The organism is Claveliimonas monacensis, assembly GCF_014982975.1.
GTDB classification, from domain to species: Bacteria; Bacillota; Clostridia; order Lachnospirales; family Lachnospiraceae; genus Claveliimonas; species Claveliimonas monacensis.
The window spans coordinates 21,305-45,093 of sequence record NZ_JADCKL010000001.1; the positions used below are offsets into that span (position 1 = coordinate 21,305).

General features: G+C 56.6%; 17 protein-coding genes. 15 read left to right on the forward strand and 2 right to left on the reverse strand.

What is annotated here, in order from left to right:
- Positions 1-60 precede the first annotated feature (60 nt).
- Positions 61-1,071: a LacI family DNA-binding transcriptional regulator gene (locus tag INF30_RS00095; protein WP_226393841.1), complete on the reverse strand. Its 1,011-nt coding sequence runs from the start codon at positions 1,069-1,071 to the stop codon at positions 61-63.
- A gap of 283 nt (positions 1,072-1,354) precedes the next feature.
- Here INF30_RS00095 and INF30_RS00100 point away from each other — a divergent pair, with 283 nt between their 5' ends.
- From INF30_RS00100 to INF30_RS00145, 10 genes are all read left to right on the forward strand, one after another.
- On the forward strand, positions 1,355-2,590 hold the full coding sequence (locus INF30_RS00100; protein ID WP_226393842.1) for an extracellular solute-binding protein: 1,236 nt from the start codon (positions 1,355-1,357) through the stop codon (positions 2,588-2,590).
- Between the two features lie 24 nt (positions 2,591-2,614).
- Positions 2,615-3,994: a carbohydrate ABC transporter permease gene (locus INF30_RS00105; RefSeq protein WP_226393843.1), complete on the forward strand. Its 1,380-nt coding sequence runs from the start codon at positions 2,615-2,617 to the stop codon at positions 3,992-3,994.
- A gap of 3 nt (positions 3,995-3,997) precedes the next feature.
- Entirely contained in the window at positions 3,998-4,870 is an 873-nt protein-coding gene (locus INF30_RS00110; protein ID WP_226393844.1) for a sugar ABC transporter permease, read from the forward strand.
- 28 nt (positions 4,871-4,898) lie between these two features.
- Positions 4,899-6,875, forward strand: coding sequence for a type I pullulanase (pulA, locus tag INF30_RS00115; RefSeq protein ID WP_226393845.1), 1,977 nt, complete (start codon positions 4,899-4,901; stop codon positions 6,873-6,875).
- A 4-nt stretch (positions 6,876-6,879) separates the two neighbouring features.
- Positions 6,880-8,829, forward strand: a complete 1,950-nt coding sequence (locus INF30_RS00120) for an amylo-alpha-1,6-glucosidase (RefSeq protein WP_226393846.1) — start codon at positions 6,880-6,882, stop codon at positions 8,827-8,829.
- A 105-nt stretch (positions 8,830-8,934) separates the two neighbouring features.
- On the forward strand, positions 8,935-11,196 hold the full coding sequence (locus INF30_RS00125) for a glycogen/starch/alpha-glucan phosphorylase (protein WP_226393847.1): 2,262 nt from the start codon (positions 8,935-8,937) through the stop codon (positions 11,194-11,196).
- 22 nt (positions 11,197-11,218) lie between these two features.
- Positions 11,219-12,694 (forward strand): 4-alpha-glucanotransferase, encoded by a 1,476-nt coding sequence (gene malQ / locus INF30_RS00130; protein WP_226393848.1) that lies wholly within the window; start codon positions 11,219-11,221, stop codon positions 12,692-12,694.
- Positions 12,695-12,697: 3 nt separating this feature from the next.
- On the forward strand, positions 12,698-14,485 hold the full coding sequence (locus INF30_RS00135) for a glycoside hydrolase family 13 protein (RefSeq protein WP_226393849.1): 1,788 nt from the start codon (positions 12,698-12,700) through the stop codon (positions 14,483-14,485).
- Between the two features lie 34 nt (positions 14,486-14,519).
- The gene (locus INF30_RS00140) at positions 14,520-16,178 is read left to right on the forward strand and encodes a glycoside hydrolase family 13 protein (RefSeq protein WP_226393850.1); all 1,659 of its coding nucleotides are present in this window, start codon (positions 14,520-14,522) and stop codon (positions 16,176-16,178) included.
- A 235-nt stretch (positions 16,179-16,413) separates the two neighbouring features.
- Entirely contained in the window at positions 16,414-16,956 is a 543-nt protein-coding gene (locus INF30_RS00145; RefSeq protein WP_226393851.1) for a type III toxin-antitoxin system ToxN/AbiQ family toxin, read from the forward strand.
- Here the strand turns inward: INF30_RS00145 and INF30_RS00150 are convergent.
- Positions 16,901-18,235 (reverse strand): MATE family efflux transporter, encoded by a 1,335-nt coding sequence (locus INF30_RS00150; protein ID WP_226393852.1) that lies wholly within the window; start codon positions 18,233-18,235, stop codon positions 16,901-16,903. The genes INF30_RS00145 and INF30_RS00150 overlap by 56 nt on opposite strands.
- Before the next feature lie 267 nt (positions 18,236-18,502).
- Between INF30_RS00150 and INF30_RS00155 the strand changes: the two genes are divergently transcribed.
- Genes INF30_RS00155 through INF30_RS00175 form a run of 5 tightly spaced genes read left to right on the forward strand, consistent with a single transcriptional unit; the run spans position 18,503 to position 23,743 of the window.
- Positions 18,503-19,012, forward strand: a complete 510-nt coding sequence (locus INF30_RS00155) for a DedA family protein (protein ID WP_076777972.1) — start codon at positions 18,503-18,505, stop codon at positions 19,010-19,012.
- A 15-nt stretch (positions 19,013-19,027) separates the two neighbouring features.
- Positions 19,028-20,311 carry a glycosyltransferase gene (locus INF30_RS00160; protein ID WP_226393853.1) on the forward strand — a complete coding sequence of 428 codons (1,284 nt, stop codon included), beginning with the start codon at positions 19,028-19,030 and terminating at the stop codon, positions 20,309-20,311.
- Positions 20,247-20,957, forward strand: a complete 711-nt coding sequence (locus INF30_RS00165; RefSeq protein WP_226393854.1) for a DUF374 domain-containing protein — start codon at positions 20,247-20,249, stop codon at positions 20,955-20,957. The genes INF30_RS00160 and INF30_RS00165 overlap by 65 nt, the downstream gene beginning before the upstream one ends.
- The gene (locus tag INF30_RS00170; protein WP_226393855.1) at positions 20,923-21,621 is read left to right on the forward strand and encodes a response regulator transcription factor; all 699 of its coding nucleotides are present in this window, start codon (positions 20,923-20,925) and stop codon (positions 21,619-21,621) included. Before INF30_RS00165 ends, INF30_RS00170 begins: the two co-directional genes overlap by 35 nt.
- Positions 21,593-23,743: a sensor histidine kinase gene (locus INF30_RS00175; protein WP_226393856.1), complete on the forward strand. Its 2,151-nt coding sequence runs from the start codon at positions 21,593-21,595 to the stop codon at positions 23,741-23,743. The genes INF30_RS00170 and INF30_RS00175 overlap by 29 nt, the downstream gene beginning before the upstream one ends.
- Positions 23,744-23,789: the final 46 nt, after the last annotated feature.

Genomic DNA, 23,789 nt, shown 5'->3' on the forward strand with positions numbered 1-23,789 from the left:
GAGAAGACACTCTGAAAAATAGTGAAAAAATAGTGTAATCATAATGAAAAAAGGCGGATCCTACTCGGCGGGATCCGTCTTTTTTCTGGCTGTGCCCGTCGACTGGCGCACCACCAGGCTGGCGTGCAAAAGGAGCGTGCCGATGGCCACCCCGTTCATCAGGCTCTCCAGCGCGTAGTAGCCGCTCTTGCCAAGCTGCACCCGCTCCTGGCGCACGGTGGTGAGGGGCGGGGAGGTGTAAGCGCAGATGGGCAGGTCGTCAAAGCCGATGATGCTCACGTCGGCAGGGATGCGAAGCCCCATCTGCTGGCACTGCACCAGAGCTGCGCTGGCGATCAGATCGTGGCTGCAGATGATGCCGGTGACGCCCTCTTTTAGGAGGCGGGGCAGGTGCTTTTCCATGCACTGGGAGGTGTAGTAGGAGCTCCCGGCAAGGGAGGAGTCCGCGGGCAGCCCGTTCTGGCGAAGGGCGTAGAAGAAAGCCTTGTGCCGGACCTGCATGATGTGGGAGCCCAGGGCGTGGCTCAGATAGCCGATCTTCCGGTGTCCCAGCCTCTTTAAGTGCTCCACCGCCAGCTCCATGCCCTCGCTGTTGTCCACGCCCACATAGCCGGTGTGGGGGTTGGCCATGATGTAGTTGTCGTAGAGGACAGCGGGGGTGTGGCTTGTCTGAAAATCCCTCATCCAGGGGTCGCTCAGGGAAAAGCCGAGGACGAAGGCTCCCAGGTAGTCGTTCTTCAGCATGAAGGCGTCGTAGGAGGCGCTTTTCTGCAGTTTCTCCGTGACGGGGACGATCTCCACCGTGTAGCCCGCGGGTTCGGCCATCTGCCGGAACCCCAGGATGATCTCGTAGCCGAACTGGTGGGCTTCCCTGTAATCCATATTCTCGATCAGGATGCAGAGCTTTCTCTGGCCGCCGGGGCGGCGCAGCTTTGTGTATCCCAGTTCCACGGCTGTCTCCAGCACGTTTTTTTGTAAAGTTTCGCTGATGTCGGAGGCGCCGTTCAGCGCCTTGGACACGGTCCCCTTGGAAATCCCGAGTTTATCAGCAATATCCTGTATAGTGGCCACGGGCCGTCCTCCTCTCCCTGAAAAAACAATGTAAGGAAATTATAGTAGATATCCCGCAGAAAAGCAATGCAATGCGGAGAAAAAAGAGGTGAGTTTCGTATAGTTTTGGAGTGGAGGGGTGAGCGGCGGAGTAAATATAGACAAAAATGCATTTTAAAAACTGGATAAAATGGACAAAAATGAAAATATACGAAATATTTTCATTGACGGAAGGATAAAAGAGGAGTATTCTATACCCAGTACGAAACATTACGAAACATTTTAGAGAAACGGAGATGAAGTGATGAAGAAAAGAGGGTTGGCTCTGCTGCTCACAGCAGGGCTGCTGGCAGGACTGACCGGCTGCGCCGCGGCCGGCGGGGAAGGGGGAGACGGCGCGGAAAAAGTCCGTCTCATGGTCTGGTCCCCGTCCAACGACCAGTCAAAGGACAGCGGGGAATGGCTTCAGACGATGTGCGAGAGGTTTGCGGACGAACACCCGGAGTGGGACATTACATTTGTGTACGGCGTGGCCGATGAGGCCAGCGCCGCAGGACAGGTATCCCAGGACCCGGAGGCCAGCGCGGATGTGTTCATGTTCGCCAACGACACGCTGACCACCATGACGGACGCCAACGCGCTGGCGAAATTCGGCGGAAAGTATAAAGATGAGATCGAGTCGAACAACTCAGAGGAGGTGATCGCGTCCCTCACCATGGACGACAACCTCTACGGTGTGCCCTTCACCACAAACACCTGGTTCATGTACTACGACAAATCGGTGTTTTCCGAGGAGGACGTAAAGAACCTGGACACCATGCTGGAGAAGGGAGTGGTATCCTTCCCCTTCACCAACTCCTGGTATCTGCCGGCCTTCTACATAGGCAACGGCTGCACCCTCTTCGGGGACGGCACGGACGAGGCGGCCGGGGTGGATTTCGGCGGCGAGAAGGCCCGGGAGGTGACGGACTACCTGATCGACCTGGAGGCCAACCCCAACTTCCGCATTGACGCCGACGGGTCCGGCATCGCTGGGCTTCGGGACGGCAGCATCAGCGCCCTGTTCTCCGGCTCCTGGGACGCCAACGCAGTGAAGGAGGCCCTGGGGGACAACATGGGCGTGGCCTCTCTCCCCACCTATACGCTGAACGGGAGGGAAGTGCAGATGACGGCCTACGCGGGCTCTAAAGCCATCGGGGTCAATCCCAACTGCGACAACATGGTGGCGGCCATCGAGCTGGCGGTCTTCCTGGGCTCCGGGGAGGCCCAGCAGGCCCACTACGAGCTGTGCAGCGTCATCCCCTGCAGCACAGAGCTTTTGGCTCAGCCGGATTTCGCGTCGGACCAGCTTGTGGCGGCCCAGAACAATACATTTGAAAACACGTCCATCCTGCAGCCCTTCGTCTCAAAGATGAACAACTGCTGGACGCCGGTGGAGAACATGGGCAAGGGCATCCGAAACGGGAGCATCACCCACGACAACGCGGCGGAGCAGACGGAAGAGATGAACGACGCGATGAACAGTGATGGGATTTCATAACGGAAGGAAAATGAGGTGAAGAGGATGGAAATTTTTAAAAAGAGAGTCAATGATTTTCCAACTCCCTACACATGCACAAGAGCCATCAGGGAGGGCGGCATAGAGACAAAGCTCTCCATGGCGCTCATGGGATTTGGAAATATCGTCCACGGGCAGGCGGTCAAGGGACTGATCTACCTGGCGATCGAAGTGGCCTACATTGTATTTATGGCGGTGAACGGAGCGGGTTTCCTCTCCATGCTCCCCTCCCTGGGCACGGTGCCCCAGGAGGAGGTGTGGGACGAGGCCAGGCAGATCTACACCTACACGGAGGGAGACCAGTCGGTGCTGATCCTCCTGTACGGCGTGGCCACCGTGCTGCTGACGCTGCTCATGTTCTGCGCGTGGCGGGGAGCGCTGCGCAGCGCCTACAAGGCGGAGTGCCTTGCAAAGGAGGGCAGGCACGTCAATAATTTCAGGGAGGACTTAAGATCCCTGCTCCACGAGAACCTGCACAGGCTCCTCATGACGCCGCCGGCCGTGTTCATCTTTGCCTTTACCGTGCTGCCCCTAATCTTCATGATCTGCATGGCATTCACCAACTACAGCAAGATCGACAATCACCTGATGCTCTTTGACTGGGTGGGCCTTGACAACTTCGCGGCCCTCTTTGACTCCGGCAGCATCATCGGCAGCACCTTCTGGCCTGTGCTTGTGTGGACCCTTGTGTGGGCCTTCTTTGCCACCTTCAGCAACTACATCTTCGGCATGATCGTCTCCCTCCTCATCAACCGGAAGGGGACCAGGGCCAAGGGCTTCTGGAGGTTCTGTTTTGTGCTCTCCTGCGCGGTGCCCATGTTCGTGTCCCTGCTGATCATGCGGACCATGCTGCAGCCCGAGGGAGCTGTCAACGTGCTGCTTCGGAACCTGGGGTGGATCGCCCAGGACGCCAGCCTTCCCTTCTTCACGGACCCCACATGGGCCCGGGTGACGGTCATCGTGGTCAACATCTGGGTGGGCGTGCCCTACACCCTGCTGCAGCTCACCGGCGTGCTCCAGAACATTCCGGGGGAGCTCTACGAGGCGGCCAGGGTGGACGGAGCCAACGCCTTCCAGACTTTCACAAAGATCACCCTGCCCTACATGCTGTACGTGACGACGCCCTATCTCATCGTCACCTTTACGGGAAACGTGAACAACTTCAACGTCATCTACCTGCTGTCGGGAGGAGACCCGGTGACGGATCTGGCGTCTACGGCCGGAAGTACGGATCTTCTCGTGACCTGGCTGTACAAGCTGACCATCGACAAGCAGTACTACAACATCGGCGCTGTCATCGGTATCCTGACCTTCATCATCCTGGCGGTGGGAGCCCTGTTTACATACCGGAACAGCAGATCATACAAAGAAGAAGGAGGGTTCTAAACTATGGCCGGACAGAAAATGTACTCTGCAAAGAGAAGACGTTTTATCAACAACTCCATCGTCCATGTGGTGCTGGGCGTGCTGGCGGTGATCTGGGTGTTTCCTATCGTCTGGGTCATCCTCACCAGTTTCCGCGCGGAGAAGGGTTCCTACGTGTCCACCTTCTTCCCCCAGTCCTTCACGCTGGACAACTATGTGAAGCTTTTTACGGATACATCCATCCTGAACTTCCCGCAGATGTTCGTGAACACGCTGATCATCGCCGTCTGCTCCTGTATCCTTTCCACCTTCTACGTGCTGGCGGTCTCCTTCTGCCTGTCAAGGCTGAAGTTTAAGCTCCGCAGGCCCTACATGAACATGGCCATGATCCTGGGGCTGTTCCCCGGCTTCATGTCCATGATCGCCGTGTACTTCATCCTGAAGGCCCTGGGTCTTACGGAGGGGAGCCTTATCAGGCTGGCGCTGATCCTTGTGTACTCCGGCGGGGCGGGGCTGTCCTTCCAGATCGCCAAGGGATTTTTCGACACCATCCCCATCGCGGTGGACGAGGCGGCCCTGCTGGACGGCTGCACCAGGTGGCAGATCTTCACGAAGATCACGCTGCCTCTAAGCAAGCCCATCATCATCTACACGGTGCTGACCTCCTTCATGGCCCCCTGGCTGGACTTCATCTTCGCCAAGGTGATCTGCCGGGCCAACTCGGACCAGTACACCATCGCCATCGGGCTGTGGCAGATGCTGCAAAAAGAGTACATCGACAGTTGGTACACCAGCTTTGCCGCCGGCGCGGTGTTGATCTCTATCCCCATCGCGGCCCTGTTCCTCTTCATGCAGAGGTACTATGTGGACGGACTTTCCGGAGCGGTCAAGGGATAGATTTAAGGATTGCGCAAGGAGTGACAAGATGAGAAAGACAGCGAGACAGTGGAAAGAGATCTATCAGGATCCATCCTTTAAAGAGACATATGTGTGCGAGGGCGCGGCTTTGGGCGCCCTGCCCGCCAAAGAGGGAACTATCTTCCGCCTGTGGAGCCCCTTCGCGGACCAGGTGATCCTGAACCTGTACAGGGAGGGGAGCGGCTCGGAGGCCTTTGAGAGACACGTCATGGAAAAGGGCGAAAAGGGCGTGTGGGAATACCGTACGGAGCGAAATTTACACAAAATCTACTATGATTTTACTCTGCGGATGGAGGGGCGTACGGTTTTTTCTGCTGATCCCTACGCCCGGGCCTGCGGGGTCAACGGGCAGCGCAGCATGGCGGTGGACTTGAAAGAGACGGACCCCGCGGGCTGGGAGGTGGACCGCCCGCCTGCCAGGGAGGAGGAGACGGTGATCTACGAGCTCCATGTGAAGGAGTTCTCCTGGGACCCCGCCGGGGGCTTTCCCGAGGAGTCCAGGGGGAAGTTCACGGCCTTCCTTCACACGGACACCACTCTGGATAATGACGGGGTCCATCCCACCGGCATCCCCTACCTGAAAGAGCTGGGAGTCAACTACATCCAGCTCATGCCGGTCTACGACTACGGCTCCGTGGATGAGGCCGGGGAGGGGGCGGACTTCAACTGGGGCTACGACCCGGTGAACTACAACGTGCCGGAGGGGTCCTACTCCACCGACCCGGCCTGCGGGGAGGTGCGCATCCGGGAGATGAAAGAGATGATCCAGTCCCTCCACGCCCAGGGGTTCCGGGTCATCATGGACGTGGTGTACAACCACACCTACTCCCTGGACTCCTGGTTCCAGAGGACGGTCCCCTGGTATTTCTACCGGGTGGACGAAGACGGCAGCGTCTCCAACGGCTCCGCCTGTGGGAACGACGTGGCCAGCGAGCGGGAGATGTGCGCCAAATACATCCTGGAGTCCGTCCTCTACTGGGCGCAGGAGTACCACATCGACGGGTTCCGCTTTGACCTGATGGGGCTTCTGGACGTGGATCTTATGAACCGGATCCGCTCCGCCCTGGACGAGAGGTACGGAAAAGGGGAGAAGCTTCTCTTTGGCGAGCCCTGGGCCGCGGACCGGACCGCCATGGAGGACGAGAAGGCCCAGGCCCTCAAGAGCAACATCCGCCGTCTGGACCCGGGGACCGGCATGTTCTGCGATGACACAAGGGACGCCATCAAGGGGTCCGCCCTGGAGAAAGAGGAGCCGGGGTTTGTAAACGGGGGCAGGGGGCTGGAGGGAGAGATCCTCAAAAGCGTCCGGGCCTGGTGCGCAGGAGACGGCCTTACGGGAGCCAGGGCGCCCTCCCAGATCATCAGCTACGTGTCCTCCCACGACAACCAGACGCTCTGGGACAAGCTCTCCGAGACCACCCGGGACGAGGGGCTCAGGAGGCGGGAGTACCGGCTGGCGGCGGGGATCTACATGACCTGCCAGGGCCGGCCTTTCCTCCTCTCCGGGGAGGAGTTCGCCCGGTCCAAGGGAGGGCTGGAGGACAGCTACAACGCCCCCATAGAGATCAACCGGCTGGACTGGCAAAAGGCCTGGCAGGAGCGGGAGCTTGTGGACTATTACCGGGGCCTCATCGCCCTCAGGAAACAGATCCCCGGGCTGTGTGACAAGAGCCGGGAGGCCTGGCGGCGCATCTACGGGCAGTGGTCCGGGGAGGGCCTGGTGGGCTTCTCTGTGGACAACCGGCGGCCCGGGGCGGACAGGGGCGAGTGCGCGGACTGCCGGACGACGCCCTGGGACACCGTGCAGGTCATCTACAACAGCAGGCAGAGGAGCGAGGAGCTGCGCCTGCCTGCCGGGAAGTGGGAGGTCCTGGCCGACGGGCGTGACAGTTTCCGATGGATGCGGCCCGAGACGGCTGAGGGAGAGATAGAAGTGGAGCCGGTGAGCATGCTGGTACTTGGAAGAAGAGAGCAGGAGAAGTGAGAAGATGAGATGGATATACGGCAGACAGGATTTTCAATCAGCAGAGAGAAGTGAGGAGAGCTGCTATCTGATGACCAACGGGCTGGGGGGATTTTCCTCCCTCACCGCAGCGGGGGCGGCCGCCAGGAATGACCACGCCTTTCTGATGGCCTGCGTGAAGGCCCCCAACAGCAGATACAACCTGATCCACCGCATCCGGGAGGAGGTGGACGATGTCCTTTTGTCCACCCAGGAGATGGGGGACGGGACCGCGGAGAAGGGGTACCGCCATCTGGTCTCCTTTACATACGAGGACACCCCCGTCTGGCGTTTCCTGGCGGACGGCGTGGAGATCCGCAAGGAGGCGGCCATGGTCCAGGGGGAGAACACCATCGCCCTGCGCTACGAGATCCGCAACAGGCGGAGGAGCGGCTGCGCCTTTCGGGTGACGCCCTTCTACCAGTTCGCACCCAAGGGGGAGGACATGGAGGAAGGCGCTGAGCCCGCCCTGAGGGGGGACAGGATCAGCGGCCGGGCCGGGGACCTGCTCTTTGGGACAACCGGGAGCGCGGAGGCGATAAAACCGGAGCGGGAGACCTACTACTACCGGTACGACGCCTGTGACGGCAGGCGGCCCCAAGGCTCGGCGGTGTCCCTGCACCGCTTTCAGGTGGAGGTGCCCGCCGGGGAGGAGGCGGTCCTGGACATCGTCTGGCACCTGGAGCGGCCCGGGGAAGAGTTCCGTTTCCCGGAGGCCGGGCAGGTCATAGCGGACATGAAGCGCCGCCGGCAGGCGCTGGCGCAGCAGGCGGGATTTCAGAGCGAAATTGCCAAGGTGCTGGCGAAGAGCGCGGACCAGTTCGTGTCGGAGCGGGCCTCCACCGGGGGAAAGACGATACTGGCCGGTTTTCCCTTCTTTGAGGACTGGGGCCGGGACACCATGATCGCCCTCCCCGGGATCTGCCTGACCACAGGCCGGTATGATACGGCCCGGGATATCCTGCGCACCTTCGCGTCCTGCGAGAGGGGCGGGCTGATGCCCAACCTGTTCCCGGAGGGGGACAGGGAGCCCATGTACAACACGGTGGACGCCTCCCTCCTTTTTGTCAACTGCCTGTACCTCTACTTTGAGAGGACGAAGGATCAGGAGTTTGCAGAGGAGATGTACCCGGTCATGGAGCGGATCATCGCGGCCTACAGGCGGGGGACCGACTTTGGCATCCACATGGATGAGGACGGCCTTGTCATGGCCGGGCGGGGGCTGGACCAGGTGACCTGGATGGACGTGCGGGTGGGGGATATCCTGCCCACGCCCCGCCACGGCAAGCCGGTGGAGATCAACGCCTACTGGTACAGCGCCCTGCGCATTATGGAGCACTTCGCCTCCCTCTTCGGGAGGGACCCGGGAGAGTACGGGGACCTGGCGGGCCAAGTGAGGACCTCTTTTAACGAACAGTTCTGGATGGAGGAGAAGGGGTGCCTCAAGGACCTGGTATCCGGGGAACCGGCGGACCGACAGATCCGGTGCAACCAGATCTGGGCCCTCTCCCTTCCCTTCACCATGCTGGATGAGGAGAGGGAGAGACGAGTGGTGGAGACCGTCTTTGAGAAGCTCTACACCCCCTACGGCCTGCGGACGCTGGAGAAGGATGATCCCCAGTTCCGCCCCGTCTACGGAGGGGAGATGATGGAGAGGGACATGGCCTATCACCAGGGGACCGTGTGGCCCTTCCCCCTGGGAGCCTACTACCTGGCCTTCCTCAAGGTCCACAGCAGGGACAGGAAGGAGTGGGAGCGGGCAGAGGAGCTGGTGAGAGAGCAGCTTGAGGTGCTGGAGAGCGCCCTTAGGGAGGGGTGCGCGGGCCAGCTCCCGGAGATCTACGACGGGGAGTGCCCCACCTCCTCCAGAGGGTGCTTTGCCCAGGCCTGGAGCGTGGGAGAACTACTTCGGGTCTATGAAAAACTGGAAAAATAGAGTATGATAATACCCAGAGGGACCAGGGGCGCGCGCCCCGCCTCCGGCCGGAGAAAAAGAGACCGGGGCGTCCCGCAGAATATAGAAAAAAGGAGAGCATGAATTATGGAACAGGCACTGCAGCGCATACTACAGGAAAAATTTCAGAAAGATATCAAAGACGCCACAAAGGAGGAGATCTACACAGCCCTTCTCTTTGTGACAAAGGAGAAGATGGAGGGCATGACACCCAACACGGGGGACCGGAAACTGTACTACATCTCCGCGGAATTTCTCATCGGCAAGCTTCTGTCCAACAACCTGATCAACCTGGGACTTTTTGAGGAGACGAGGGAGGTGCTGGCCAAATACGGCCACGACCTGACCGAGATCGAGGAGGTGGAGCCGGAGCCCTCTCTCGGAAACGGCGGACTGGGACGCCTGGCTGCCTGTTTCCTCGACTCCATCGCCACCCTGGGGCTTTCGGGGGACGGCGTGGGCCTCAACTACCACGACGGCCTTTTCCTCCAGAAGTTCGCGGACAACAAGCAGTGGGAGGACAAGAACCCCTGGATCACGGACAACAGCTGGCTGACCCGGACGGACTGCCACTTTGAGGTGCCCTTTAACGGCTTTACCCTGACCTCCACCATGTACGATATCGACGTGCCGGGATACAAGAGCGGCTGCAACAAGCTCCATCTCTTTGACATCGATACTGTGGACGAGAGCATGATCCACGATGGCATCCAGTTTGACAAGAGTGATGTCCGCAGGAACCTGACCCTCTTCCTCTACCCGGATGACAGCGACGAGGCGGGACAGCTTCTGCGTATCTACCAGCAGTACTTCATGGTCAGCAACGCGGCCCAGCTCATTCTGAAAGAGGCACAGGAGAGAGGCGTGGACCTGTATCACCTTCACGAGCATGTGTGCATCCAGATCAACGACACCCATCCTACTATGGTGATCCCGGAGCTGATCCGTATCCTGACAACCCAGAAGGGCTTCAATATGGACACAGCCATCGACGTGGTGAGAAAGACATGCGCCTACACGAACCACACCATTCTGGCAGAGGCTCTGGAGAAGTGGCCCATCGCCTACCTGGAGAAGGTGGTTCCCCAGCTTATGCCCATCATCCGCGAGCTGGACGCAAGGGTGAGAAGGGACTTCCATGACGAGAGAGTGTACATCATCGACAAGATGGACCGGGTACACATGGCCCACATCGACATCCACTACGGCTATGCGGTGAACGGTGTGGCTGCCCTCCACACAGAGATACTGAAAGAGTCCGAGCTGAAGCCTTTCTACGATATTTACCCGGAGAAGTTCAACAACAAGACAAACGGCATCACTTTCCGCCGCTGGCTTCTCCACTGCAACCATGAGCTTGCGGATTATCTGAAGGAGCTTATCGGAGAAGAGTATGTGGAGGACGCTTCCCAGCTTGAAAAACTGCTGGCATACAAGGATGACGAGAAAGTGCTCCAGCGTCTCAGAGAGATCAAGAAAGACGCCAAGGTGGAGCTGAAGAACTATCTGAAGATGACCCAGGATGTAGACGTGGACGAGAATTCTGTATTTGACATCCAGATCAAGCGTCTCCACGAGTACAAGAGACAGCAGATGAACGCCCTCTACGCCATCTACAAATACAAGGAGATCAAGAAGGGCAACCTGCCGGCAAGACCCATCACCATGATCTTCGGCGCCAAGGCTGCTCCGGCCTACACCATCGCAAAGGACATCATCCATCTGATTCTCTGCCTGCAGCAGCTTGTGAACAACGATCCGGATGTCAACAAGTACATGCGCATCGTCATGGTGGAAAACTACAATGTGACAAAGGCTGAGAAGCTGATCCCGGCCTGCGACATTTCCGAGCAGATCTCCCTGGCGTCCAAAGAGGCCTCCGGAACCGGAAACATGAAGTTCATGCTGAACGGAGCCGTGACCCTGGGAACCGAGGACGGGGCAAATGTGGAGATCCACCAGCTTGTGGGGGACGACAACATCTATATCTTCGGCGAGAAGTCCGAGAAGGTCATCCAGCTCTACGCTGACAGCGCCTACAATTCCAGAGCCATCTACGAGAGCGATCCGCAGATCGAGGAGCTGGTGGACTTTATCATCAGCAAGGAGATGATCATGATCGGCGATCCGGTGAACTTAGGAAGACTCTACAAGGAGATCGTGGGCAAAGACTGGTTCATGACCCTTCTGGATGTGAAGGACTACATCCGCACAAAAGAGCAGATGCTCGCAGACTACGAGGATGAGACAGCGTGGGCGAAGAAGATGCTGGTGAACATTGCAAAGGCAGGCTTCTTCTCCTCAGACCGCACCATTGCGGAGTACAACAGAGACATTTGGCATCTGTAAAATAGATAAGAGAGGTATTACCATGAGACAGACAGGCATACTGATGCCCGTGTCCTCCCTCCCCTCCCGGACGGGGATCGGGGAGCTGGGCCCGGCGGCATACAGATGGATCGAGATGATGAAGGAAAGCGGGGCAGGGATCTGGCAGATCCTTCCCCTGAACCCTGTGGGCTACGGCAATTCGCCTTATCAGCCCTACTCATCCTACGCAGGAGACGAGCTGTATATCAGTCTGGATGTGCTTTTCCAGGAAGGGCTTCTGAAAGAGCAGCCGGAGGTGTTCCGGGAAAAGGCAGTCCGTGTGGACTACGATGCGGTGCGAGCTTTCAAGCTTCCCTATTTTAAGGAGGCCTGGCAGTCATTCCGGGAGCAGGGGCTGGACCAGAAGGAAGAGTTCCGGACCTTTGCCCGGCAGGAGTGGGCCTTGGAGTACGGTGTGTTCCGCGCCCTTAAGATAAGCAACGGCGGCACATGCTGGAACGAGTGGAAAGAGGAGGACAAAAACTGGACGAAGACCCGCCGGGAGCTTACTGCACCGGAAAAGGAAGAGGCCGATTTCCAGGTGTTCCTTCAGTATATGTTCTTCTGCCAGTGGATGAAGGTGAAAAAAACGGCCAACGAAAACGGCATCCGCATCATGGGGGACGTGCCCTTCTACGTGGGCGTGGACTCTGTGGACGTGTGGGGAGGAAAGGACAATTTCCTTCTGGACACGGACGGACGCCCCATCTTCATAGCAGGCGTTCCGCCGGACTATTTCAGTGAGACAGGGCAGAGATGGGGCAATCCTATCTATGACTGGGACTACATGAAGGAGCAGGGCTATCAGTTCTGGCTGGACCGGATCGGCTACAGCGGAAAGCTCTTTGACATTGTGCGCATCGACCATTTCCGTGCTTTTGACACCTACTGGAAGATCCCGGCCTCCTGCCCCACAGCCGTGGAGGGAGACTGGATCGAGGCGCCCGGGTACGAGGTGCTGGATCTGCTGACAGAGAAGCTGCCAGGCGTTGAGCTGGTGGCGGAAGATCTGGGAGATCTGCGTCCGGAGGTTCTGACGCTGAAAGAGCACTACCATTTAAAGGGCATGAAGATCCTTGTCTTCTCTATTGAGACAGGCGGAAAGTACGCCTGTGATATCTCAGAAGACACAGAAAATATGATCATATACACCGGCACCCATGACAACGACACGCTTATGGAGTGGTACGGGAATTTAAGCCCCGCCGCCAGGCGGAAGGTGCGCCGCTTCCTTAAAAAGGAAGGGTGCAGGGCAGGGTCCGTGAAGGACAGGCTGATCGCCTACCTGCTGCACAGCCCGGCCCAGTACGCCATCATCCCCATGCAGGACATTCTGGGACTTGGCCGGGAGGGCCACATGAACACGCCGGGAACGGTGGGCTCCCCCAACTGGGAGTGGCATATGCCGGACTTTGACAGGGCCGGACGGGAACTTGCAGGATACAGAAAGCTGATCCAGGCCCGGAAAGAGGTATAAAAGATGGAATTTACAGGCGTTTACCACAAAACTTCAGAGCAGATGAGCTATCCTTTAAATGAAGACGAGCTGGTGGTCAACTTAAAGACCGGCTACGACGTGAAACGGGTGTTCATCCACCACGGCGACCCCTTCGAGGCGGGTATCCTTGGCGGGAAAGAGAAGTGGACCGGGAAGAGGGAGGAGATCGTCTACAAAAAGAGGCTCCGCCATCAGATCTGGTGGACCACCACCCTGGTTCCGCCTTACAAGAGATGCAAATATTACTTTGAACTGCACACGGACAGAGAAGTCTGGTACTACTGCGAGGACGGTTTCCTGACCCAGGAGCAGATGGATATGGAGGGAAGGATGATCCAGTGCTTTACCGTGCCCTGGATGAACCCGGCGGATGTAAACAGGACCCCCGACTGGGTCAACGACACGGTCTGGTACCAGATCTTCCCGGACCGCTTCTGCAGGGGAGTTTCAGAAGCAGAAGGAGCTGAGCGGGACAGCGCTGCCTCAGGAGGAGAGATCGTTCCCTGGCGGAAGGGGCCTGTCACCAACGAGGAGCGCTTCGGGGGAAACCTGGAGGGGATCCGGCAGAAGCTTCCCTACCTGGCAGACTTAGGTGTCACCGGGATCTACCTCAACCCCATCATGGAGGCGGAGTCCAACCACAAGTATGACACCACGGACTACACGAGGATCGATCCTCATTTCGGAGACGGGGAGACCTTTGCCAGACTGGTGAAGGAGGCCCACGCCCTGGGGATCCGGGTCATGGTGGACGCGGTGTTCAACCACTGCGGGCGTCACTTCGGCCCCTGGCAGGACGTGCTGAAAAACGGGAAGGACTCCCCGTATGCGGACTGGTTCATGATCCACCAGTGGCCCCTGCCGGACAAGCAGGAGGACACAAGGGACGGCAGATTTTATTCCTTTGCCTTTGCGGACTGGATGCCAAAGCTCAACACGAACAATGACCAGGTCATCGACTATTTCTGCCAGGTGTGCCAGGGATGGATCCGGGACTTTGACATAGACGGCATCCGCTTCGATGTGGGAAATGAAGTGTCCCACCGTTTCTTAAAAAAGATGCGGGAGCATCTGAAAGGGTGCAGGGAGGATCTCTACCTCCTGGGAGAAATCTGGCATGACGCCAGCCAGTGGCTCATGGGGGACGAGTACGACTCAGTCATGAACTACCCTCTTATGAGCGGCATCCATGATTTTTTCCTGGACAAGAGCATGAAGAAAGAGGAGTTCGAGTACATGATCAACCGCTGCTACACCATGTACATGCAGCAGAACAACAACGTCATGTTCAACCTTCTGGACTCCCACGACACGGAGCGGCTTATGAACCGGTTCCATGACCTGGATATCTTTTACCAGCAGCTTGCGGTCCTCTTTACTATGCCGGGAAGCCCCTGCATCTATTACGGGACAGAGATCGCCATGGAGGGCGGCCACGACCCGGACTGCCGGCGGTGCATGCCCTGGGATGAGCTGGAGGAGAAGGACAACCAGGAGAAGATAGGCCTTGTCCGCTCCCTCATCCGGATGCGGAAGGACGAGGAGGCATGCAGGAGCCTCTACTTCCATTTCCCTTGTGAGTATGAAAACGACCGCTGCGTGGAGTACATCAAGCTGGACGGGCACCAGAATGAGATCGAGGTGCTTCTGAACTGCTCCAAGGAAGACATGAACGTGCGGGAAGAGGGGGAGATCCTCTTCTCCAGAAAATATGCGGACGGGGTCCTTGGGAAGAACGGCACCCTGATCCGCCGGAAGATCAGGCGGTAGATCTGTGTACAGAGTGGAAAGGAGATGAATATTCATGAGTGAAAGGACGACAGAAAGAAAATGGTGGCAGCAGGCAGTGGTTTATCAGATCTATCCCCGCAGCTTCCAGGACAGCAACGGAGACGGCATCGGGGACATCCCGGGTATCATCAGCCGCCTGGACTATCTGCGGGAGCTGGGGATCGACGCCATCTGGCTCTCGCCTGTGTACAGGTCTCCCCAGGACGACAACGGCTACGATATATCTGATTACCAGGACATTGATCCCATGTTCGGAAGCCTTGCCGACATGGAGGAGCTTATAGCCGAGGCAAAAAAGAGAGGAATCCGTATCATCATGGATCTGGTGCTGAATCACACCTCCGACGAGCACCGCTGGTTTCAGGAGGCGAAGAAGAGTAAAGACAACCCGTACCACGACTACTATGTGTGGAGGGACGGCGTGGAAGGGGAGCTTCCCAACGATATGGAGGCAGCCTTCGGAGGCCCTGCCTGGGAGTGGGTTCCAGAACTTAAGCAGTATTATTTCCACCAGTTTTCCGTGAAACAGCCGGATCTGAACTGGGAGAACGAGAAAGTCCGCCGGGAGATCTACGACATGATCCTGTGGTGGATGGACAAGGGCGTGGGCGGGTTCCGCCTGGATGTCATTGACCAGATCGCCAAGGAGCCGGACCAGCGGATCACGGCCAATGGTCCCCGGCTTCACGAGTTTATACAGGAGATGAGCCGGGAGACTTTCCAGAAAGGGGATCTCATCACCGTGGGAGAAGCCTGGGGAGCAGACCCGGAGCGGGCAAAGCTCTACAGCAACCCGGATGGCAGCGAATTTTCCATGGTCTTCCAGTTTGAGCACATCGGTCTGGATCAGCAGGAGGGAAAGAGCAAGTGGGATCTGGCGCCTCTTCGTCTGGTGGATCTGAAGAAGGCCCTGGCAAAATGGCAGGAGGAACTGCATGGCTGCGGCTGGAACAGCCTGTTCTGGAACAACCACGACCTTCCAAGGATCGTCTCCAGGTGGGGGAACGACAAGGAGTACCGGGTGCAGTCGGCAAAGATGCTGGCCATGATCCTTCACGGCATGCAGGGGACGCCCTACATCTACCAGGGAGAAGAGCTGGGCATGACCAATGTGCGCTTCCCGGACATCAGCCATTACAGGGACATTGAGACGCTGCACCTCTATGAGGAGAGGGTGGAAGCAGGCTACGACGAGGCGGATGTGATGACATCCATCTACGCCAAGAGCCGGGACAACGCCCGCACCCCCATGCAGTGGGACGGCAGCGCCAATGCGGGATTTACAGCAGGCGAGCCCTGGATCGAGGTAAACGAAAATTACAGGCAGATTAACGCAGAGACGGAGATGGCGGATCCGGATTCCGTGTTCCGTTTCTATCAGAAGCTGATCGCCCTGCGCAAGGAATATCCGGTGATCGTGGACGGGAAATTCACACTTCTCTTCCCGGAGGATGAGCAGATCTTCGCCTACACAAGAAGCAGCAAAGATTCCCAGCTCCTTGTCCTTGCCAATTTCTCGGGGAAAGAAGCCAGTTGCTCCTTACCGGAAATGTGGGCTGAAGGGCAGGTACTGGCCTGTAATTATGAGAAAGAGAACAGCGCCGGCGAAGGAGAATGGAAGAGAGGGCATCTTCGCCCATATGAGGCCGTGATGGTGCTCTGTCAAAAATAAGAAGCGACATAAAAAAGCTTGCGTTTCACATAAATCTGTTCTATAATATCTGTAATCGAGAGGGTGTATCTCAGCCCCAAGTGAGAAAGTTAGAGACATCCGCCTTTTCTGGCGGACCAGACACAGGGAGGCAGCCAGTCTGCCTCCGGTGTTATCTGATTATCCATGAAGATCTTCAAAATTTCCAAAGTGATGAGTTTTACAGTCTGAAAGAGCGCTCTGGTAAGGAGGCAGAATGAGCCATATCAAATTTTACCACATTACAGAAGCGTATGTGGAATATCTGCGTCCCTGCGCGCCCCATCTGTTTTACAACAGGCAGGAGGAGGGAAGGCGCAGGAGAAAGTATATAGGGATTGTGCTGCATATCCATCATATGGATTATTTTGCACCCCTCTCTTCCTTTAAGGAGAAACATGCCGCCATGAGAGAAAGCCTGGATTTTGTCAAGGTGAAGAACTATGCGGTCATCAATCTGAACAATATGTTTCCTGTACCGGAAGGACAGTACGAGTATGTGGACATTGCCCGGGAGGAGGATGACAAATACAGGGATCTGCTGCGGGCAGAATACAGATATATCAAGAAAATGGAGGATAAGATCCGCCGCAGCGCTTCCATCCTGTATAGAAAGAAAGTGGAGGGAAAGAAGTGCGCGGCGGCAGAAAGATGTATCGATTTCCGGAGAATGGAAGAGATGTGCAGACTGTATACGTCCGGTATCAGTCCGGAAGGGCAGCAGTCTTCCGGTACACAGCAAAAGAAACGACGGCTGTGATCAGTTCTGTTGCCCAGAAGGCGTGCCATACGCCGGAAGGTCCCATCAGCCGGCTCAGAATGAAAGCAGCCGGAAGGATGACCACAATGTAGCGGCACAGGGAGATGATGAGGGATGGGAACCCCTTGCCTATGCCTTCTAAAGCTCCCGAGGATGTAACAGATACAGATGAGACGATGAAGCCGGCGCTGATGATGCGCAGCGCCGCAGCTCCTGCCTGTACGGTGTTCGAATTATCCGTGAAAAGTCCGATCAGCAGGTGGGGGACTGTCAGGCAGATTAAAGTGCCTGCCACCATGATAACTGCGCACATGGTCAGGGTGACCCGGTAGATTTTCTGAACTCTTGTCCGCTCTCCGGCGCCGTAGTTGTAGCCGATGACGGGACGCATTCCCTGGACAATGCCGCTGGCCGGCAGATAGAGGAAGGTCTGCAGCTTGTAGTAGACTCCCAGGATGACGATGTAACTCTGAGACCAGGCTGCCAGGATGGTGTTGAGCGCAGATATCATAACAGACGGGAGGGCCAGGTTCAGGGCGGCGGGGATGCCCACAGAGTAGAGTTTTGCATCCATCTGCCTGTCAGCGGACAGATGGCGGCGGCTGATCCTTACCGGGATGGGGACTTTTCTGTAGACAGTCAGGTAGACAGCCAGTGTCAGCACCTGCCCCGCGCCGGTGGCGATGGCGGCCCCTTCTATGCCAAGCTCCGGGAAGGGCCCTAGGCCAAAGATCAGAACAGGGTCCAGGAGGATGTTTGCGACACACCCGGAGAGCATGCTCAGCATGGTCAGTTTCATCCGTCCTACAGCCTGAAATATTTTCTCGAAGGCAAGCCCGACAGAGATGACCACGGAAAAGGAGAAGGCGATCACGCTGTAGCGTACACCCAGGTTGATGACTGTCTGGTCAGCTGTGAACATGCCAAGAAACCAGCGGATGGCTGCAACGCAGACCAGGGAAAGGATCAGGCCGTGGATGGCGGCAAGGAGGAGGCCGCGGGTGGCGGCAGCGCTGGCCCGGTCCTTATTATCAGCTCCCAACTGAAAGGCGATCTGCGCGTTGATGCCCACGCCAAAGCCGATGGCCACCGCGTTGATCAGGTTCTGCAGGGGATAGACCAGTGACAGGGCGGTCATGGCGTCCTCACTGATCTGTGCCACGAAAAAGCTGTCTACAATGTTGTAGAGAGAGTTGACCAGCATAGAGATGACCATAGGGAGCGCCATGGATGCAATGAGGGGGAGAACAGGTTTCTCTTTCATAAATGTATCATTCATATGTTTGTTTCCTTTCTGATCTGAAAAGTTAGTTTTTTGAAAAGGGCGGCAGCAAAAAAGCCACACATCTGCCGGGGGCAGGTGTGTGGCGAAAAGTGGCTGTGCCAGAAAAATCCACATCAAAATTTTAGGAATATGATTTTTAACTCTATAAATGTAGCACAGGAGAGAGGCTGTGTCAATTCTTTAGAAAATCTTTCGTTTCTTAACACATGCTCCTTAAGAAATTGTGGGTATGCTAAGTACATACAAAGGAGGATGTGTTCCATGGATATCCAGACGCTTACAAACTATTTTCTTGAATATGGCGCATTTTTCATATTTGTGATCGTTCTTCTGGAGTACCTGAACCTGCCGGGATTTCCTGCTGGTGTGATCATGCCCCTGGCGGGGATCTGGGCTTCCCAGGGACAGATCAGCTTCCCCATGGTCATGGTCCTGTCTGTGGCGGCAGGACTGACCGGAAGCTGGGCTCTCTACCTTCTGGGCCGGACAGGCGGCAGCAGGCTTTTGGACTGGTATTTTAAGAAATTTCCCAAACATAAGCCTGTCATAGAGGAGAAGATCCGGTTCCTTCGGGAGAAGGGCTGCGTCGGTGTCTTTGTCAGCAAGCTGCTGCCGATGGTGAGGACGCTGATCTCCATCCCGGCAGGCATGGTGAAAATGAATTTTGTGAAATATACGGTGAGCTCGGCTCTTGGGATCTTTCTGTGGAACTTTCTCTTTGTGGGGGCAGGATACTTCTTTGGGGAGGCTGCTATCCGTATATTCAGCTAGAGGAGGCAATGAGACATGAAGATCGCGATGCTGACAAACAATTACAGGCCTTTTGTGGGAGGCGTTCCCGTCTCTGTGGAAAGACAGGCGAAAGCGCTGCGGGCCTTAGGCCATGAGGTGACGGTGTTTGCCCCGGACTATGGGGACGGGAAAAATGGGGGCCAGGATCCTGAGGAAGACCATGTGGTCCGGTGCAGCTGCTTTAAAAGAAAGATGTGCAACGGCATGGTCTACCCCAAAGTGGCGGACCGGCAGGTGCGTGAGGCCTTTGAGCGTGAGTTCTTTGACTGTGTTCACGTCCATCAGCCTGTCTTTGCGGGAAATACCGCCCTCTGGCTGAAAAAGAAGTACCATATACCGGTGGTCTATACCTGGCACACAAAGTACCAGGACTATCTGCACTATTTCCCGCTGTTCCGGGAGGAGGAAAAGGCGGGGCCTCTGAGGCGTCTGCTGATCCGGGCAGGGCGGGATCTCATCCTGCCGGCCTATATGCGCTGGTTCACAGGAAAATGTGACCTGGTGCTGGCGCCCTCCAAGGGGATGAAAAGGCAGATCCTGGAGATGGGCGTCAGGGCGCCTGTGGAAATGCTTCCCACCGGGCTTGAGGAAAGCTTTTTCGAGACAGATGCAAGAAGGGCAGAAGAGATCCGCAGAGAATATCTGCAAGACAGGAAATATCTGTTCTGCACCGTGTCCCGTTTGGAGATAGAAAAGAATATTCCGTTTCTTCTGGAGGGCGTGCGCAGATTGAAGGAGGAGGACATGGAGCCTTTCCGCTTTCTGGTGATCGGAGAGGGGACGCAGAGGGTTTATCTGGAAGAGCTTGCCCGGCAGATGGGGCTGGGGGATGTGGTCACATTTACCGGCAATATCCCCAACCGGGAGCTGAAAGATTATCTGGCTGCCAGCGATCTCTTTCTTTTTGCGTCCAGGTCAGAGACCCAGGGGATTGTGATCCAGGAAGCGCTGGCCAGCGGATGTCCGGTGGTGGCAGTGAAGGCTACCGGAGTGGAGGATGTTGTGGAAGATGGAAAGAACGGGTTCCTGGCGCCGGAGGATGCGCAGGCCTGGTGTCTGAAGGTGTGGAAGGCCCTGGAAGGGCCGGCAGCAGGAGAAATGCGGTCCCGGGCAAAAGACAGCGTCAGGGGATACAGGAGCATCCTTCTGGCTATGCAGGAGGAGCGGATGTACAGGAACTGTGCAGAGCAGAGGTGGAAGGAGGTGTCTGGATGTGTGGACGGACATGGGGAAAAGCATGCTGCAGTTTCTCTTTCTCGCCTATTTAAGATTACTTAGAAGGACCGTGCAGGTGGAGTGGGCGGAGGATCAGGTGGATCCAGGGCGTCAGATCTTCGGCTTCTGGCATGAGGACAGCTTCTCCATGAACCTGGTACTGGGACAGATGGCTGAGCGGACCAGGCCGGTTCACGTCATTGTCACGGCAGACACGAGGGGAGATTATATTGAGAAAATGCTGGAAAGCTGCGGAGGCCATGCACTGAGAGTGGCGGACGGGCGGGCCTCCTTTGGAAAACTCAGGGAGATACTGGAGGAGTACCGGCACAAAGACGCTTCTGTGGCTGTGGCCCTGGACGGCCCCCTTGGCCCCCGGCATCAGCCCAAGAAGCTGGCCTTCTACCTTGCGGAGACACTGGGACAGGGCTTTACAGGCTTTACGATCCGGTATTCTGCCTGCCTCCGTCTCCGGTGGAGGTGGGATCAGTACGCCATTCCTCTGCCCTTTTCAAAGGTAACAGTTTGGGCCCACGATTACGGCAGGGTCACCAAGAAGGAGACGCCTGTTCTTCCTGCGGCGCCGCCGAAGGAAAATCCGGGCTTTCTGTCCGGAAAGGGAAGTAGTATACTTGGAATGGAAAAGCAAAAGATACAGACAGCAGGAGGAAATTATGGAAATCAATCATATCTTGATCGTGGAAGATGACAAAGAGATCCGGGAGGGCGTGGAGATCTATCTGAAAAGCCAGGGGTATCAGGTTTTCCAGGCGGGGGACGGTGTGGAAGGGCTGGAGATTCTGGAGAGGGAGGAGATCCATCTGGCCATTGTGGATATTATGATGCCCCGGATGGACGGCATCCAGATGACGATGAAGCTGCGGGAAAAGTATGATTTTCCGGTTATCATGCTGTCAGCCAAATCCGAGGAGGTGGACAAGATCACCGGACTTAACCTGGGGGCAGACGACTATGTGACCAAGCCTTTCACTCCTATGGAACTGATGGCCAGAGTCAATTCCCAGCTCCGGCGGTACCGGAAGTTCCTGGAAAAGCTGGAGGTGAAGGGAAACGTCCATGTCATCGGCGGCCTGGAGATCAACGAAGACACGGTGGAAGTCACCGTGGACGGCAGCCCGGTGAAGCTGACTCCCCTGGAGTTCCGGATCCTTCTCCTTCTGGCCAAAAATCCGGGCCGGGTCTTCTCGGCAGATGAGATCTATGAGCGGGTGTGGCAGGAGAGAGCCGTCAATACGGACACAGTCATGGTCCACGTGCGTAATATAAGAGAAAAAATTGAGCTGGACCCGAAAAATCCAAAATATCTGAAGGTGGTGTGGGGTGTTGGATACAAGATCGAAAAACAGTCTTAATGTGCGGCGTCTTCTGTCGGCGGCGGTCCTATGTGTGTGCGCGGCAGTTATGCTTGCGTTTTATCCCACGTTTGAAAAGGCAGGCCGGGAGGAGACAGAGGAGGTCTATGAAGGGGCAGAGTATCTGTCCGAAATGCTGTCCCCCGTGACGCGGGGAAACTATGTTCTCTATAACGAGATATCCAGGGATGCAGATGGGTCCCAGATCAGAGAAGAGCTGGAAACGTCTGATTTCAGGCGGCTGGAGAAATATATGGATTACAGTTTCTTCGACGATGAGGGAGAAGCTCTCCTTGAAAGCCGGTCCGGCGTGGGCAGGAAGCTGGATGGTCAGCCGGAGAACACGGCTTATGATATACAGATCAGCTTTTCTTTTGACGGCGAGGGAGGACTTGGGGACATCCAGGTGAGCAGCAGTTACCTGGATAAAGAGGTGCAGTACCAGATCGAGGAGGCGCTGCTGCACGACCAGCAGTCTCTGGAGAGGGAGTGGGAGCAACAGGAAGCCTGGCCAATGTCCACGCCTGTGGATGTGACGGCTGTGTACGGCATGACCCGGGATAATGCAGAGTCCTATCTGTCCTCTTACGTGTCCGCGGAGGCTTACGGGGGAGCGTATGTGTATGCCTGGGGGATACTGGAAAGCTCTTCCTTTGCCTGGGTCATGATGTTCCTGACTGTACTGGCGGCAGCGGCGGGAGTTCTGTACAGGATCTTTTCCGGAGACAGGCAGGAGGCTGTCTTCAGGGCGCCGGCAGAGTTGGTGTGTGCCGCAGTCCTGGGGCTGGCCGCCGCCATGATCTGGCCCGCTATCATGATCTGGAAGACCTGCTCCGGGGAGCTAATCAGCTCATCAGGCTATGCGAATGTGGACCGGATCCTGGCATATGGACTCAACTTTCTTGTGTGGCTTGTGATCTTCGCCGTCATATTCTGGATCGGAGGATGCCTGCGGGAGTTTTTCAAGGCGCCGGTGGACTATCTGAAGGAGCGAAGTCTTCTTGTCAGGTGGGTACGTTGGCTTCTGACAGGGCAGAAGGACTTTGCAGGTACAGTAAAAGAGAAGGCGTCAGGCGTATTCCGGAAAACAAAGGGGGCGGTAAAAAAGCAGTATGAGGCGCTCCTCCATCTGGATTTCCGGGATCGTACAAACCGTCTGATACTGAAGATCGTTGGCATCAATTTTGTCGTTATATTGATCATCAGTCTGTTCTGGGGCTTTGGTGTGTGGGTGCTGACCATCTACTCCGTCCTTCTGTTTTTGTTCCTGCGAAGGTATCTGGACCAGGTGAAGCAGCAGTATGGCCAGATCCTTAAGACCACCAGCACCCTGGCAGAGGGACGGCTTGATATTCCGATCGAAGGAGATGCGGGGATCTTTGCCCCGGTGCAGGAGGAGCTGGTCAAGATACAGTCCGGCTTCCGAAAAGCCGTGGAGAGGGAAGTGAAGAGCGAGCGGATGAAGACCGATCTGGTCACCAATGTGTCCCACGACCTGAAGACGCCGCTGACAGCTATCATCACTTACGTGGATCTTCTGAAAAATGAGGAAGATGAGGAGAAACGGCGGGAGTACATCGGCATTCTGGAGAGGAAATCCCAGAGACTGAAGGTGCTTATCGAGGATCTTTTTGAGATCAGCAAGGCTACCAGCAAAAGTGTGACACTGCATTTTATGGATCTGGATATCATCGGTCTTCTGAAGCAGGTAGAGCTGGAGTACGACAGGGATATCAAGGCGGTAGACCTGCATATCCGCTGGAGTCTGCCGGGCGAGAAGGTGATCCTTAAGCTGGACAGCCAGAAAGCCTACCGGGTCTTTGAAAATCTTCTGGTGAACATCACGAAATACGCTCTTCCACACACGCGAGTCTACATCGATGTGGAGGAGACAGAGCAGGAGGCGGTGATCCGCATGAAAAATGTGTCTGCAGCGGAGCTGGATTTTGACACGGAAGAGATCACAGACCGCTTTGTGCGGGGAGATGCCTCCCGGAATACAGAGGGCTCCGGACTGGGCCTTGCCATAGCCAGGAGCTTTACGGAGCTGATGCACGGCACTTTGCAGATTTCCACAGAGGCAGATCTTTTCCGGGTGGAGATCCGCTTTCCCAAACCGTAGACTTTTTCCATAAATCATGCTAGAGTAGTAGCACAAAGCGACATGA

Coding starts and splice junctions, on each gene's coding strand:
- INF30_RS00100 (WP_226393842.1), top strand. CDS start 1,355: ATGAAGAAAAGAGGGTTGGCTCTGCTGCTCACAGCAGGGCTGCTGGCA.
- INF30_RS00105 (WP_226393843.1), top strand. CDS start 2,615: ATGGAAATTTTTAAAAAGAGAGTCAATGATTTTCCAACTCCCTACACA.
- INF30_RS00110 (WP_226393844.1), top strand. CDS start 3,998: ATGGCCGGACAGAAAATGTACTCTGCAAAGAGAAGACGTTTTATCAAC.
- pulA (WP_226393845.1), top strand. CDS start 4,899: ATGAGAAAGACAGCGAGACAGTGGAAAGAGATCTATCAGGATCCATCC.
- INF30_RS00120 (WP_226393846.1), top strand. CDS start 6,880: ATGAGATGGATATACGGCAGACAGGATTTTCAATCAGCAGAGAGAAGT.
- INF30_RS00125 (WP_226393847.1), top strand. CDS start 8,935: ATGGAACAGGCACTGCAGCGCATACTACAGGAAAAATTTCAGAAAGAT.
- malQ (WP_226393848.1), top strand. CDS start 11,219: ATGAGACAGACAGGCATACTGATGCCCGTGTCCTCCCTCCCCTCCCGG.
- INF30_RS00135 (WP_226393849.1), top strand. CDS start 12,698: ATGGAATTTACAGGCGTTTACCACAAAACTTCAGAGCAGATGAGCTAT.
- INF30_RS00140 (WP_226393850.1), top strand. CDS start 14,520: ATGAGTGAAAGGACGACAGAAAGAAAATGGTGGCAGCAGGCAGTGGTT.
- INF30_RS00145 (WP_226393851.1), top strand. CDS start 16,414: ATGAGCCATATCAAATTTTACCACATTACAGAAGCGTATGTGGAATAT.
- INF30_RS00150 (WP_226393852.1), bottom strand. CDS start 18,235: ATGAATGATACATTTATGAAAGAGAAACCTGTTCTCCCCCTCATTGCA.
- INF30_RS00155 (WP_076777972.1), top strand. CDS start 18,503: ATGGATATCCAGACGCTTACAAACTATTTTCTTGAATATGGCGCATTT.
- INF30_RS00160 (WP_226393853.1), top strand. CDS start 19,028: ATGAAGATCGCGATGCTGACAAACAATTACAGGCCTTTTGTGGGAGGC.
- INF30_RS00170 (WP_226393855.1), top strand. CDS start 20,923: ATGGAAATCAATCATATCTTGATCGTGGAAGATGACAAAGAGATCCGG.